This is a genomic window from Streptomyces sp. NPDC060028 (assembly GCF_042736725.1).
In the GTDB taxonomy this organism is placed as follows: Bacteria; Actinomycetota; Actinomycetes; order Streptomycetales; family Streptomycetaceae; genus Streptomyces.
In genome coordinates this window covers 58156-72756 of the sequence record NZ_JBHWVJ010000002.1, presented here as the reverse complement: position 1 = coordinate 72756, position 14601 = coordinate 58156, and the positions used below count along the sequence as shown (strand labels likewise).

The following is a 14601-nucleotide window of genomic DNA, read 5'->3' as shown; positions in this document are numbered from 1 at the left end:
CAAAGGGCCGTGGCGGGGAAGGTGGTAAAGCGCATTAGTGCACGCCTTCGCGAACCGGCGATAAGGAGTCAAATTTTGACGGGGAGCCAGCTCCGTTATCGAACTGACACCACCGCGCGGCGATTTTGAACTAAAGCGCATCAGTACAGGTAGTGCCAGGGGCGATCGGGTGACTTCGGGGCGGAGCGCAGCCCGTGTCCCGATGCGGGACCTACTTCGCATCGGCCACTGGGACTTCGGCCCATTGACGCCGTCTTGATCTCGGACGAACGTGGGTGTCGCTCTCCGGCAGCGAGGCCGGACTTCCCGAAGGCGGCGACGATGACCCGTTCGAAAGTGACCCGTATTGCCATCGCCACGCTGGTGACCGGCGCCCTCTTCTCGGTCTGCGCGTGCGGAGTGAGCGGGGGCGCCGCAGAGGTGAAGGAGGCACACAAGACGGGCAAGGTGGCCGGCGAGATCACGTTCCGCACCCTCCAGCTCAAGCCCGTGTTCACGGGCTACGTCCAGGGGGTCATCGACTCCTTCGAGGCCAAGTACCCGGACGTCAAGGTCAAGTGGGAGGACGTCCCGGGCGACGGGTACAACGAGAAGCTCGTCGCCGACGCCCAGGCCGGCGCTCTCCCCGACGTCGTCAACCTCTCCACCGACTCCTTCCAACTGCTCGGCGACCGCGGGATGCTCGCCGACGTCGCCCAGCTCGACCCCGAGGTCGCCAAGGAGTACGTGCCGGGCGCCTGGGACCAGTTCAAGCTGCCGGGCAAGGGCGACAGCGTGTACGCGTACCCCTGGTACGTGACCCCGGAGATCCTCACCTACAGCACGTCCCTCTTCACGAAGGCCGGCCTGGACCCGGAGAAACCGCCGACCAGCGTGGAGCAGTTCTTCGACTACGCCGAGCAGATCGCCGTCAAGTCCGGCGGCCGGTACTCCGCCTTCATGGCCGACCCCAAGGGCCGGCTGCCGGGGGACTGGCAGAAGATGGGCATCCCGATCCTGAACGCCCGGCAGGACCGGTTCACCTTCGACACGGACAAGGCCGTCGAGTGGGTCGAGCGGATGAAGTCCCTGTACGGCAAGGGTGCGATGCCCAAGGAGTCCCTGCTCAAATCCGACGACGTCAACCAGCTCTACGGCGGCGGAAAGATTGTCTTCGGCCCCGGCTCCCCGGGCTTCGTCAAGGACATCAAGCAGAACGCCCCGCAGGTCTACGCCGACACCCACGTGGCGGGCGCGGTCACCGGAAAGCTCGGCCACATAGGCATCTACGCCCAGTCGCTCGGCGTCAAGAAGAACACGAAGTCCCCCGACGCGGCTGCCGAGTTCGCCAAGTGGGTCACCAACGGGCCCAACCAGGTGGCGTTCTCCAAGAAGGCCACCATCTACCCGTCCAACGCCAAGGGCCTGGCCGACCCGTACTTCGCCGACAAGGGCGACGGCAAGGACGCCGAGACACTCGCCCGCGCCGTCGGCGCCGAGCAGCTCAAGACCGCCGCGCTCGACGCCAACACGCCCGTCCAGTGGACCAACCAGGTCGGCGACGCGGTCGTGCGCGAGATGCAGAAGGCGATCCAGGGCGAGCAGGATGCCCGGACGGCGGTGAAGAAGGCGCAGGAGGCGGCGAACGAGCTGCTCGCCAAGACGGTACGGAAGTGACGCGGCCGACGCACCGGGGAGCGGGAGGCGACGCCATGACGCACAGCGTCGGGCAGCGGCCCTCGGACCGGGCCGCCACCACCGGACCGCCGCAGCCCGAGCTGCCGAAACAGCGCCGGAAGCCACGCGCGGAGGCGAGACGGGCCCGGCAGGACAGACGGGCCATGGAGGCCGAGACCGGACTGCGCCACCGCAACTGGTGGACCCCCTACCTCTTCCTCGCCCCGGGCCTGCTGATGGTGACGCTGTTCAGCCTCTGGCCCTTCGTCAACACCGTCATCCTCTCCTTCACCGACGCGCAGATCCTGCGCGGTGGCGGTTTCGTGGGCTTCGACAACTACACCCGCGCCTTCGCCGACCCCGACTTCTGGGTGGCCACCGGCAACAGCGTGCTGTACCTCGTGGTCGTCGTACCGTGCCTGGTCCTCCTGCCGCTGGCCCTCGCCGTCCTCGTACAGACGAAGGTCCCCGGCATCGGATTCTTCCGCTCGGCCTTCTACACCCCGGTGATCGCCTCGGCCGTCGTCGTCGGCCTGATCTGGCAGTGGGTGCTGCGGAGCGACGGCCTCGTCAACACCGTCTTCCGGAAGATCGGCGTCATCTCCGAGCCGATCCCCTTCCTGACCGACAGCAGGATGCTGCTGGTCTCCGCGATGATCGTGACCGTGTGGAAGGGCCTCGGCTACTACATGGTCTTCTACCTGGCGGCCCTCGGGAACGTCTCCCCCTCGCTCTACGAGGCCGCGGCGCTCGACGGCGCCGGCACCCTGCGCCGCTTCTTCAGCATCACCATCCCCCAGGTGAAGCCCATGATGCTGCTGGTCGGCACCCTCTCCGCCATCTCCGCGCTGCGCGTCTTCACCGAGATCTACATCCTCGGCGGCGAGAGCGGCGGCCCCGGCGGCGGCGCGCGCACGCTGCCCTTCCTGATCCGCCAGGTCGGCCTCGGCTTCTCCGGCGAGACCGGATATGCCTGCGCCATCTCCATCCTGCTGTTCCTCCTGACGCTGGTCTTCAGCCTGCTGGGCCGCCGTCTGTCGAAGGGAGACGAGAGTTGAGCACCCTGTCCTCCCTCGGGCGCGACGCGGTGACGCGCGAGGCCGCCACGCGCGCCGTCGCCGACCGCCGGCGCCACCGGATCGCGCTGGCCGGCCGGTACCTGACCCTGACCCTGATGCTCGTGGTGATGCTCGGGCCGATCGTCTGGCAGTTCCTGACGTCGATCCGCGGCCGCACCGAGAACGTGTACGACGGCGTACTGCCCTCGCAGCCGACCCTCGACAACTACTTCCGGGTCGCGCAATCGTTTCCCCTGACGCAGTACGTCGGCAACACGCTGATCGTCGCGGCCCTCGCCGTCACCTCCAACGTGCTCTTCGCGGCGATGGGCGGCTACGCCCTGTCGCGGGCCGGCTGGAAGGGCCGCAAGGCCGTCTTCACGGTGCTCGTGGCGACCCTGATGTTCCCCTTCGAGTCCGTGATGATCTCGATGTTCCTGACGGTCCGCGAGATGGGCCTGGTCGACACCCTCATCGGGGTCTGGCTCCCCGGCGCGGTCTCCGTCCTCAACATCATGATCATGCGGGCGGCCTTCCTCGCCGTCCCGAAGGAGGTCGAGGAAGCCGCCGTCCTGGACGGGGCCAACGAGTGGACCCGCTTCGTGCGGGTCTTCCTCCCCGCGGCGAAGGGCGCCTTGGCCGTCGTCTGCATCACCAGTTTCATGGGCGCCTGGGACGACTTCCTCTGGCCGCTGCTGATCCTGACCGACAGCGACAAATACACCCTCCAGCTCGGCCTCAAAACCCTCGCCGGCGCCACCACCGTCAACGACCAGCGGATCATCGCCGCCGGCGCGATGGCGGCGCTCGTCCCGATGATGCTCCTCTTCTTCGCCCTCCAGCGTTTCTTCTTCAAGGGCGTGGGCGAGGGAGCCGTCAAAACCTGAGCCGGCCCCGCGCCGACCGGCCCAGCCCGACCAGCCCCGACCAGTCCCGACCAGCCCCTTTCCTCTCCAGGAGCAGCCGTCATGCATGACGACCGCAGCGTCACCGAACACCGTCTCCGCCGGGTCCTCAAGGAGCGCATCAAGCCCGCCGTCCACTCCCGCCCGGTCCCGCTGACCATCGAGCGCTGGGAGGCCCCGGGCGAGCCGGTCCCCGTCGCCGAAGGCCTGGCCGCCCCGTACGGGCCCTGCGCGATCGGGGACGCGTGGGGACCGGCCTGGGGCACCACCTGGTTCCGGCTCACCGGCACCGTCCCGGCCGACTGGGCCGGCCTCGCGGTCGAGGCCGTGCTCGACCTCGGCTTCGACCGGATGATGCCCGGCTTCCAGTGCGAGGGACTGGTCCACCGGGCCGACGGCGGCGAGGTCAAGGCGCTCAACCCGTACAACGACTGGGTACGCGTCGCCGAGTCCGCGACGGGCGGCGAGCGGATCGAGTGGTACGTGGAGGCCGCCTCCAACCCGGTCCTGGTCGACCACTCGGCCACGTACGAGGGCGACAGGCAGACCAGCGGCGACCAGCCGCTCTACCGGCTCGCCCGGATGGACCTGGCCGTCTTCGAGACCGAGGTCTGGGAGCTCGTGCAGGACCTCGAAGTCCTCTACGACCTGATGGTGCAGCTCGCGGAGGGCGACGCCCGACGGTACGAGATCCTGCGCGCCATCGACGCCGCGCTGGACGAGGTGGACCTCGGCGACGTCCCCGGCACGGCCGCCGCCGCGCGCGAACGGCTCGCCGGGGTGCTCGCGGCCCCCGCCAACGCCTCCGCGCACCGGATCAGCGCCGTCGGCCACGCGCACATCGACTCCGCCTGGCTGTGGCCGCTGCGCGAGACGGTGCGCAAGGTCGCCCGTACCGCGTCCAACATGGTCAACCTGATGGACGAACACCCCGAGTTCATCTTCGCCATGTCCCAGGCGCAGCAGCTCGAATGGATCAAGACCCACCGGCCCGAGCTCTTCGAGCGGGTGAAGAAGAAGGTCGCCGACGGGCAGTTCGTGCCGGTCGGCGGAATGTGGGTGGAGTCCGACACCAACATGGTCGGCGGAGAGGCGATGGTCCGTCAGTTCCTGTACGGTAAGAAGTTCTTCCTCGACGAGTTCGGCATCGACACCAAGAACGTCTGGCTGCCCGACTCCTTCGGCTACACCGCCGCGATGCCGCAGATCGTGAAGCTGTCCGGCTCCAAGTGGTTCCTGACCCAGAAGATCTCCTGGTCGCAGGTCAACAAGTTCCCCCACCACACCTTCTGGTGGGAGGGCATCGACGGAACCCGCGTCTTCACGCACTTCCCGCCCGTCGACACCTACAACTGCGACCTCGGCGGCGCGCAGCTGGCGCACGCGGCCCGCAACTACCAGGAGAAGGGCCGGGGTTCGCGCTCGCTGGCCCCCTTCGGCTGGGGCGACGGCGGCGGCGGCCCCACCCGCGAGCAGCTGGCCCGCGCGAAGCGGCAGCGGAACCTCGAAGGCTCCCCGCGGGTGGAGATCGAGCGGCCCGACGCCTTCTTCGAGAAGGCCCAGGCGGAGTACGAGGACGCGCCCGTCTGGGCCGGCGAGCTCTACCTGGAGCTGCACCGCGGCACCTACACCTCCCAGGCCAAGACCAAGCAGGGCAACCGGCACAGCGAGTCGCTGCTGCGGGAGGCCGAGCTCTGGGCGGCGACGGCCGCGGTGCGGGCGGCCGGGTACGGGTACCCGTACGAGGACCTGGAGCGGATCTGGAAGACCGTGCTCCTGCACCAGTTCCACGACATCCTGCCGGGGTCCTCCATCGCCTGGGTGCACCGCGAGGCGCGCGAGACGTACGGGAAGGTACGGGAGGAGCTGCTCGGGATCATCCTGGCCGCACAGCTCGCGCTCGCGGGGGAGGGCGAGGAACCGCTGGTCTTCAACGGCGCCCCGCACACCCGGCGCGGCGTCCCGGCCGGCGGCGCGGGCCGGCCGGCGGCGGCCGGGCAGCCGGTCACCGTCGAGGAGCGGCACGGCGGCGGACACGTCCTCGCCAACGGACGGCTGGTGGTGGAGATCGACGGGCGCGGCCTGATCGTCTCGGCCTACGACCTCGAAGGCCGGCGGGAGTCGGTCGCTCCGGGCGCGGCGGCGAACCTCCTCCAGATCCACCCCGACTTCCCGAACATGTGGGACGCGTGGGACATCGACTCGTTCTACCGCAACAAGGTCACCGACCTGGTGGCGTGGGACGCGCTGGAGGTGACGCAGGCCGATCCGGACGCGGCGACGGTACGCGTCGCCCGGTCGTTCGGCGGCTCGAAGGTGGTCCAGGCCATCACCCTGCGGGCCGGGGCCAAGACGGTGGACATCGTCACGGACGTGGACTGGCGCGAGACGGAGAAGTTCCTGAAGGCGGCCTTCCCTCTGGACGTGAAGGCCGAACGGACGGCGTCCGAGACGCAGTTCGGGCACGTGTACCGGGCCACCCACACCAACACCTCATGGGAGGCGGCCAAGTTCGAGATCTGCGCCCACCGCTGGATCCACGCGGACGAGCCGGGCTGGGGGGTGGCCGTCCTCAACGACTCGACCTACGGGCACGACGTCACCCGGGACGTGCGCGCGGACGGCGGCCAGACCACGACGCTGCGGCTGTCCCTGCTGCGGGCCCCGCGCTACCCCGACCCGGAGACCGACCAGGGCGCCCACACCCTGCGCTTCTCGCTCGCCCCGGGCGCGGACATCGGGGACGCGGTCCGCGAGGGCCACGCGCTGAACCTGCACGAGCGGGTCCTGCCGGGCGCGGGCCCGGTCGCCCCGCTCGTGGCGGTGGACGACGACGCGGTGGTGGTCGAGGCGGTCAAACTCGCCGAGGACCGCAGCGGCGACGTGATCGTCCGCCTCTACGAATCGCGCGGCGGCCGGGCGAGCACCGTGCTGACGGCGGCCTTCCCGATCGCGGCGGCCCTCGAAACCGACCTCCTGGAACGCCCGCTGCCCCCGTCGGCGGTGTCCCCGACCACCCCGGACGGCACGGCCCGCCTCGCCCTGCGCCCCTTCCAGATCCTCACCCTGCGCCTCCACCGGGCCTGACCCCCGCGCGGCGGGTTCGCGGTCCGGGGTCATGCCGCGAGGAACGGCTCCACGGCAGCGAGGAACTCCGCCGGGGCGGTGGTGTGGATCAGGTGGCCCGCCGGGACGGTCAGGGTGCGGGCGTCGGGGATGCGGTCGGTCAGTTCGGCGACGGCGGACCGGGGGATGTGGCTGGTGGGACCGCCCCACAGGGCGAGGGTCGGGGAGGTGATGCGGGCGAGGCCCGTCAGCCAGGACGGGTCGGGGCGGTCCAGTTGCGGGCGGACCGCGAGGACCATCGCCCAGTCGAAGTCCAGGTCGCCCGCCGGGCGGACCGGGGGGACCGCCTCGCGGGGGAGCGGGGCCGGGGCGTCCTCCAGGACCAGGCGGCCGATGCGGTGCGGCTGCCGCTGGGCGACCAGGTACGCGACCACGCCGCCCATGGAGTGCCCGATCAGGTCCACCCGGCCGAGGCCGAGGGCGTCGAGGAGGCCGAGGACGTCGTCCCGCATCAGCTCCAGGGAGTACTGGGCCGTCCGGGCGCTCCCGCCGTGCCCGCGCAGGTCCAGGGCGTACACCCGGCGCTCCCGGGCGAGTTCGTCCCGTACGGGGGCCCAGTCCTCGGAGCTCTCGCCCAGTGCGGCCAGCAGGAGCAGCGGCTCGGCGCCCTCGGGCCCGGCGGCCCGGTAGGCCAGCTCGATGCCGTTGACCGTCAGGGTGTGGCGTTCAGTCATCCGGCCGACAGTACGCCGGCCGCCGCGACCCGGGTGCCGGACGGGGCCGCCGGGCCGGTCATGGTCCCCACCGCCGTCGTCCTCGTACGCCGCCTTTCGGCGGTGCCGTCGGCGGCGTGAAGTCCGCCACAGGGCCGGGAGGCCCGGGCCCCGGGGCACGGGGATTTCGGAGGCGAGCCGCCGCCGCAGGGTTTTGCACCTAGTTGCAAAACCGGCCTCCCCTCGCTAGAACAGGTTCATCACCCCCGCGCGAGGAGGCATCCCCACCATGACCCCGCAGAGTTCCCAGAGCCGGTACCCGCACCTGCTGAGCCCCCTGGACCTGGGCTTCACCACCCTGCCGAACCGCGTGATCATGGGCTCGATGCACACCGGCCTCGAAGAGCACGAGCGCGGCTTCGAGCGCCTCGCCGCCTTCTACGCCGAGCGCGCCCGTGGCGGCGCCGGCCTCATCGTCACCGGCGGCATCGCCCCGAACGACGCGGGCCGCCCCTTCGAGGGCGGTGCCCGCCTCACCACCGAGGACGAGGCCGCCGAGCACCGGGTGATCACCGAGGCCGTGCACGCCGAGGGCGGGAAGATCGCGATGCAGATCCTCCACTTCGGCCGCTACGCCTACCACAAGGACCTGGTCGCACCGAGCCCGCTGCAGGCCCCCATCAGCCCCTTCGCCCCGAACGAGCTCACCGACATCGAGGTGGAGCGCACCGTCGAGGACTTCGTCCGCGCCGCCCGCCTCGCCAAGCTGGCGGGCTACGACGGCGTCGAGATCATGGGCTCCGAGGGCTACCTGATCAACGAGTTCATCGCCGCCGCCACCAACAAGCGCACCGACCGCTGGGGCGGGGCGTACGAGAACCGCGTGCGCTTCCCGCTGGAGATCGTCCGGCGCACCCGCGAGGCCGTGGGCGAGGAGTTCATCCTCATCTACCGCCTCTCGATGCTCGACCTGATCCCCGGCGGCTCCACCCTCGACGAGGTCGTCCGCCTCGCCAAGGAGATCGAGGCGGCCGGCGCCACCATCATCAACACCGGCATCGGCTGGCACGAGGCCCGCATCCCCACCATCGCCACCTCCGTCCCGCGCGGCGCCTACACCTGGGTCACCAAGCGGCTGATGGGCGCGGTGAGCGTGCCGCTCGTCACCAGCAACCGCATCAACACCCCGGATATCGCCGAGGAATTGCTCGCGGACGGGCGCGCCGACCTGGTCTCCCTGGCCCGCCCCTTCCTCGCCGACGCCGACTTCGTCGCCAAGGCCGCCGCCGGCCGCCCCGAGTCCATCAACACCTGCATCGGCTGCAACCAGGCCTGCCTCGACCACACCTTCAGCGGCAAGATCACCAGCTGCCTGGTCAACCCGCGCGCCTGCCACGAGACCGAACTCACGCTGTCGCTCACTCGGCTGAAGAAGCGCGTCGCCGTCGTCGGCGCCGGCCCCGCCGGTCTCGCCTGCGCCGTCTCCGCCGCGGAGCGCGGCCACGCCGTCACCCTCTACGAGGCCTCCGGCCACATCGGCGGACAGCTCGACATCGCCCGCCGCATCCCCGGCAAGGAGGAGTTCGAGGAGACCATCCGCTACTACGGCAACCAGCTCGCCGAGCGCGGGGTCGAGGTCCTCCTGAACACCCGGGCCGACGTGGAGGCCCTGCGCGGCTACGACGAGGTCGTGGTCGCCACCGGCGTCACCCCCCGCACCCCCGACATCGAGGGCGTGGACCACCCGAACGTCGTCACCTACCTCGACGTGCTGCGCGACGGCGCCCCCGTCGGCGAGCGCGTCGCCGTCGTCGGCGCCGGCGGCATCGGCTTCGACGTCGCGGAGTACCTCACCGACAGTGGCGAGGGTGCCTCCCAGGACCCCGAGGTCTACTTCCGCCACTGGGGCGTCGACACCTCGTACACGGGCCCCGGCGGTCTCGCCGCCCCGCAGCGGCCCGCGCCCCCGCGCCAGGTCCACCTGCTCCAGCGCAAGGCCACCAAGGTCGGCGCGGGTCTGGGCACCACCACGGGCTGGATCCACCGGGCGGAGCTCAAGCACCGCGGTGTCGTCTCGGTCGCGGGAGCCGCGTACGACCGCATCGACGACGAGGGCCTGCACATCACGGTCGGCGGCGAGCAGCGCCTGGTACCCGCCGACACGGTCGTGCTGTGCACCGGCCAGGAGCCGCGCCGCGACCTGTACGAGGCGCTGCGCGCCGCGGGCCTCGAGCCGCACCTCATCGGCGGCGCCGACGTGGCCGCGGAACTCGACGCCAAGCGGGCCATCCGCCAGGGCACGGAACTGGCCGCCACGCTCTGAGCCGTGGTGTTGTGGCGGCCCGGTCCGGGCCGCCACAATCTGCGGGTGACCCTGACACCGGCAGACGCAGAACGGATCCTCGGCGAGAACTTCGCCCCCTGGGTGCTCGCCCTCGGCCTCACCGTCCGGGAGACCGGCGAGCGGCACGCCGTACTGCGGCTGCCGTGGTCCGGGGACCTGGCCCGGGACGGCGGCGGCCTGTCCGGCCAGGCGCTGATGGCCGCGGCCGACACGGCCACCGTCATCGCGATCTCCGCGGCGCGCGGCGCCTACGGCCCGATGACCACCGTGCAGCAGTCCACCAGCTTCCAGCGGCCCGTGGTCGGCGCCGATGTGCTCATCGACGTACGCATCACCAAGCTGGGCAAGCGGATGGCCTTCGCCGACATCACCATGACCCCCGAGGGGGAGCGGGAGCCGGCCGCCAAGGCCTCCACGGTCTACGCCCTGCTCGGCTGAGGCGGCCCGGCCGCCGTACGGGGACGCCCCCGGCTCCGGCCGCCGCATCGAGGCGGCCGTGGAGGCGAGGGCGTCCGGGCGGGCGACGGCTCAGAAGCGGGCCGCCCCGGCCGGGAAGCGGTCAGGTACCGGTGAGGTCAGGGGCGCCCGGCGCTCCGCCGCGGCCGGCGGCGTCTGACAGGTGACGTCCTCGGCCGGCAGCCGGCCCGTGGTCAGGTACGAGTCGACCGGGGCGTTGGCGCAGGAGGCGGGATCGGCCAGGTACACGCCGTGGCCCTCGCCGCCCATCGCCAGCACCATCCGCGAGCCCTTGAGCGCGCGGTGCATGTCCCGGCCGCTGGCCAGCGGGGTCTGCGAGTCCCACTCGTTCTGCACGGTCAGCACGTTGGCCTTCGTGCGCATCGGCGTCGCGGACTCGACGGGCCGGTCCCAGAAGGCGCACGGCTTGATGTTGGAGGCGAAGTCCCCGTACAGCGGGTACCTGGCCTTGTCCTTGACGGCGTCCCGCTCGTACTGCTCGGCGTACTTGGGCCAGGCGCCCGTGTCCCCGCACAGCACGGACCAGAAGACGGCGGTGCCGTTGTCGGGGGCCGGGTCGGCGGCGAACGCCGACGCCGCCGTGGTGGACTTGGCCCCCTGGGCGATCCGGGCGGACTGCGTGAACTGCTTCAGGTCGGGCACGGCCGAGGCGGTGGGCTTGCCGTCAGCCGCGTCCTTGAGCGCCTTGACGAGGGGCGCGGCCTGCGAGGGATAGAAGAACAGCGCCCGCGCGGCGCGGATGTCGTCGCCCGTGATCTTCTGGCCGCCGAAGACGATCGGGTCCTGGTCCGCGTGCGCCACCAGTGCCCAGAACGTGTCCGACACCGCCTTCGGCGAGTCGCCGAGCCCGAACTCGCCGGCGTGCTCGGCCGTCCACCGGGTCCACCGCGCGAAGGCCGGCTCGGCCTCCGTCGCCCACACCTGGATCATGCCCCGCCAGACCCGGCCGGGGTCCACTCCGCTGTCGAGGACGAAGCGGTCGGTCCGGCTCGGGAAGAGCTGCGTGTACACCGCGCCGAGGTACGTCCCGTAGGAGTAGCCCAGGTACGAGATCTTCCGCTCGCCCAGGGCCGCACGGATCGAGTCCATGTCCCGCGCGGTGTTGCGGGTGGTGATGTAGGGGAGGACCGAGCCGGACTTCTCCCGGCACTTGTCCGCGACCGTGCGGGACCACGCCACGTCCGCGGCGAAGGTCTCCGGCCGGTACGCGCGGTCGAACTGCTGCTCGGCGTCGTTCAGCCCGCAGGTGACCGGGCTGCTGGCCCCGACCCCGCGCGGGTCGAAGCCGATGAGGTCGTAGCCGTCCCGTACGTCCTTGGGCATCGCCTCGTCCGCCATCAGCGGGAGGTCCAGACCCGAACCGCCCGGGCCGCCCGGGTTGAGCAGCAGGACCCCGTGCCGCTTCGTCGGATTCGCGCTCTTGATCCGGGATATGGCGATGTCGAGCGTCCGCCCCTCGGGGCGCCGGTAGTCGAGCGGGACCTTGACGGTCGCGCACTCGTACGTGGCCGGCAGGTCGGGACTGCAGCGGACCCATGCGGGCTTCTGGTGGGAGTACTCCGGGGCGGCCGCGGGGGCGGCGGCCGCCGGGACCGCGGAGAGCAGGGGGAGCGAAGTCGCGATGGCGCCGGCGGCGGCGATGAGCGGTGCGAATCGTTTCATGCGCAAGGAGAACGTTCCTTTCCGTGAAGTCGTTTCCCCGCCAACCCTGTTACACGGACCGTCCCCGCGAATCATCCCGAAGGGTCGGTCGTGGTGCTCCTCACGAACGAGCTCAAATCCGGACAACTGGCCGACACGCCAGGGGAGTTTGCCCGGCATCCGTCGGGCCGGGCACGGTACCAGCCTCCCGAGGGGTTGCCCGGATGTTTGTCCAATCGTGATGGTCCTTCAATGCGGGCACCACAACTGGCACTAGCGTCCCTTGGCACCCGGGAATGCGGGTGCGGACGGCGCGATCACCGGAGTCTGCGGCCCCCGCGGCCCTCCCGGGCCCCCGTAGCAAGGAGGCACAGTGCTGTCATTCCGCCGGTCCACCGTCGGAGGCATGTCGCTCGCTTCGAGATACGTGATGGGCACGGGCATCGTCATCGGAGCCCTCGCCTTCACGCTCATCGCGTTGCTGATCCCCGTGCAGAAATTCGGCGGCCGGTCCGCGGCCGCCGCGACGTCCGCCGGCGAGGACGACGGCGCCGGGATCCTGAGCACGGCCTTCGGTCCGCTCACCCCCCAGGACCGGGACTTCGTCCGCAAGGTGCGGCTCGCCGGACTGTGGGAACTGCCCGCGGGACGTCAGGCCCAGCAGCGCGGCACGCGCCCCATGGTGCGCACCGCCGGGATGCATCTCGTCGAAGGCCACACCGAACTGGACCGGCGGGTCATCGAAACGGCCCAGGCCCTGGGCGTCGACCTGCCCAGCCAGCCCAGCGCGCAGCAGCAGGGGTGGCTCGACCAGCTCGACCGCGCCCAGGGCGCCCAGTACGAACGGCTGTTCATCCAGCTGCTGCGCCGGGCCCACGGCAAGGTCTTCACCCTCGTGGCCCAAGTGCGCGCACAGACGCGCAACTCCATGGTCCGGGCCCTGGCCACCGACGCCAACGTCACGGTCCTGGACCACATCACCGTCCTGGAGGACAGCGGGCTCGTCGACTTCGACGGCCTCGCCGACGCCTCGCCGGCTCCCTCCACCGTTTCCCGACCGACGAAGTGAAGTGATCGCATGAGCCAAAAGGGCCACAAACGCCGTCTCCGACCGTCACACAAGGCCCTCGCCGTGGTGTCCGCCCTGGTCCTGGGCGGCGGCGGGGTGGTGATCGTCGCGCAGGGCGCCTTTGCCGGGCAGGATTCCCGCACGGCGCCGGTGACCGCCACCATCGACTGCCCCGACGTGGGCGACCAGCTCCGCGAAGTCCCCGAACAGGCCCGCGCGGAGGTCGACGAGAACCTCGCTCGGCTGGACACCCAGGTCGCCGACGCGTACGGCAAGCTGTCCTCGGGACGGGCCCAGAGCGACGCGTTGCTCGCCGAGTTGAAGGAGCAGCGGACCAAGACCATAGCCGGAGTGTCCGACGCGATCGGGAAGGCGGGCGCCCGCCCCGAAGGGCTGGAGCCGCTCAGCACCTGTTCGATGCAGCAGGCCCCGGCCGCCGACCCCGCGGACGAACCGGCCGCACAGGGCGAGGCGCCGAGCGGGGCCCAGAGCGAGGAGCAGGGCCAGGCGCAGGGGCAGGCGCAGGGGCAGGCGCAGAGCCAGGCCCAGGGCGACGCCCAGGGGCTCGCCCGCAAGGGCGGCGGCGGCAGCGCCGGCGGTCCGGCGCGCAGCGACTTCGTCGCCATCGGCTCGGTCAAGCCCAACGTACGCACCCCCGCCCGCCGGGCCGGCGCGTCCACCGGGTCCTTCGCCGTGCAGTGCGGCCGCAACGAGAACCGCCACCTCAACCCCGACAACGTCATCGTCGCGCCCGGCGTCGGCAACGGCGCCCACCACATGCACGACTACGTCGGCAACAAGACCGCGGACGCCTTCTCCACCAACAACAGCCTCGCCGCCTCCGGGACCACCTGCACCAACGGCGACCAGTCCACCTACTACTGGCCCGTGCTGCGGCTGCGCGACGGCCGGGCGGAGAAGGACGCGAAGGCGCCCGGCGGCGGGCAGGACGCGAACGTCGGCACGATCCTGCGCCCGAAGCAGGTGACCATCGAGTTCAAGGGCAGCGCCGTCAGCCGGGTCGCGGCCATGCCCCGTTTCCTGCGGATCATCACCGGCGACGCGAAGGCGCTCACCAACGGTACGGCCAACGCCAACGCCTCCTGGAGCTGCACCGGCTTCGAGAACCGCCAGTTGAAGGACAAGTACCCGATCTGCCCCAAGGGCAGTGACGTCGTGCGCACCTTCAACTTCCAGAACTGCTGGGACGGCAAGAACGCCGACAGCGCCAACCACCGCACCCACGTGGCCTTCGCGGCCCGCGACGGCTCCTGCCCGAAGGGCTTCAAGGCCATCCCGCAGCTGGTGCAGCGGATCACCTACGGGGTGAGTCCCGGTGCGCGGATCGCCGTGGACAGCTTCCCCGAGCAGCTCCACAAACCGGTCACCGATCACGGTGACTTCATCAACGTCATGTCGGACCGCCTGATGGCCGACGCGGTGGGCTGCATCAACGGCGGGCGCGCCTGCCGCTAGAGCCAGGCCTCTCGGAGCCCGGGGCCGACGCGACCTCCCCTACCCCCTCCCCGCGTCGCCCCGAGAGAGCGGTGGGGGGGGGGGGCCGGCCGCCGGCCCCCGCCCCCCCCCGCCCCCGGGGGGGCCCCCCCCAGGGGGAACCCCCGGCGCGCCCCCGGCGCCGCGTCAGCCTTCGATGCGGTGCTGGGTCCAGAAC

The 14601-nt window shown here is 71.3% G+C and carries 11 protein-coding genes; 9 read left to right on the top strand and 2 right to left on the bottom strand.

Going from position 1 to position 14601, the window contains the following annotated elements:
* Window positions 1-321: 321 nt before the first annotated feature.
* From ACFWBF_RS01535 to ACFWBF_RS01520, 4 genes are all read left to right on the top strand, one after another.
* Window positions 322-1656 carry an ABC transporter substrate-binding protein gene (locus tag ACFWBF_RS01535; protein ID WP_385593403.1) on the top strand — a complete coding sequence of 445 codons (1335 nt, stop codon included), beginning with the start codon at window positions 322-324 and terminating at the stop codon, window positions 1654-1656.
* 35 nt (window positions 1657-1691) lie between these two features.
* Complete coding sequence (locus ACFWBF_RS01530) at window positions 1692-2714, top strand: carbohydrate ABC transporter permease (protein WP_385593400.1); 1023 nt, start codon at window positions 1692-1694, stop codon at window positions 2712-2714.
* Window positions 2711-3601 (top strand): carbohydrate ABC transporter permease, encoded by an 891-nt coding sequence (locus ACFWBF_RS01525; protein WP_385593397.1) that lies wholly within the window; start codon window positions 2711-2713, stop codon window positions 3599-3601. The genes ACFWBF_RS01530 and ACFWBF_RS01525 overlap by 4 nt, the downstream gene beginning before the upstream one ends.
* Before the next feature lie 81 nt (window positions 3602-3682).
* Window positions 3683-6706, top strand: coding sequence for an alpha-mannosidase (locus ACFWBF_RS01520; protein ID WP_385593394.1), 3024 nt, complete (start codon window positions 3683-3685; stop codon window positions 6704-6706).
* A gap of 29 nt (window positions 6707-6735) precedes the next feature.
* Here ACFWBF_RS01520 and ACFWBF_RS01515 read toward each other — a convergent pair whose 3' ends face one another.
* Entirely contained in the window at window positions 6736-7419 is a 684-nt protein-coding gene (locus ACFWBF_RS01515; protein WP_385593391.1) for an alpha/beta fold hydrolase, read from the bottom strand.
* Between ACFWBF_RS01515 and ACFWBF_RS01510 the strand changes: the two genes are divergently transcribed.
* The 3 genes from ACFWBF_RS01510 (at window position 7405) to ACFWBF_RS01500 (ending at window position 10180) form a co-directional block, all read left to right on the top strand.
* Window positions 7405-7539: a hypothetical protein gene (locus ACFWBF_RS01510; RefSeq protein ID WP_385593388.1), complete on the top strand. Its 135-nt coding sequence runs from the start codon at window positions 7405-7407 to the stop codon at window positions 7537-7539. The two genes, ACFWBF_RS01515 and ACFWBF_RS01510, sit on opposite strands and share 15 nt — an antisense overlap.
* A 148-nt stretch (window positions 7540-7687) precedes the next feature.
* On the top strand, window positions 7688-9721 hold the full coding sequence (locus ACFWBF_RS01505; protein WP_385593386.1) for an FAD-dependent oxidoreductase: 2034 nt from the start codon (window positions 7688-7690) through the stop codon (window positions 9719-9721).
* Window positions 9722-9766: 45 nt separating this feature from the next.
* On the top strand, window positions 9767-10180 hold the full coding sequence (locus ACFWBF_RS01500) for a PaaI family thioesterase (protein ID WP_385226203.1): 414 nt from the start codon (window positions 9767-9769) through the stop codon (window positions 10178-10180).
* Window positions 10181-10270: 90 nt separating this feature from the next.
* Here ACFWBF_RS01500 and ACFWBF_RS01495 read toward each other — a convergent pair whose 3' ends face one another.
* The gene (locus ACFWBF_RS01495) at window positions 10271-11881 is read right to left on the bottom strand and encodes an alpha/beta hydrolase (RefSeq protein WP_385593383.1); all 1611 of its coding nucleotides are present in this window, start codon (window positions 11879-11881) and stop codon (window positions 10271-10273) included.
* Window positions 11882-12266: 385 nt separating this feature from the next.
* Here ACFWBF_RS01495 and ACFWBF_RS01490 point away from each other — a divergent pair, with 385 nt between their 5' ends.
* Together ACFWBF_RS01490 and ACFWBF_RS01485 are read left to right on the top strand one after the other, a co-directional pair.
* Window positions 12267-12929: a DUF4142 domain-containing protein gene (locus tag ACFWBF_RS01490; RefSeq protein ID WP_385593380.1), complete on the top strand. Its 663-nt coding sequence runs from the start codon at window positions 12267-12269 to the stop codon at window positions 12927-12929.
* A gap of 9 nt (window positions 12930-12938) precedes the next feature.
* Complete coding sequence (locus ACFWBF_RS01485; protein WP_385593377.1) at window positions 12939-14405, top strand: DUF1996 domain-containing protein; 1467 nt, start codon at window positions 12939-12941, stop codon at window positions 14403-14405.
* The last annotated feature ends 196 nt before the right edge of the window (window positions 14406-14601 follow it).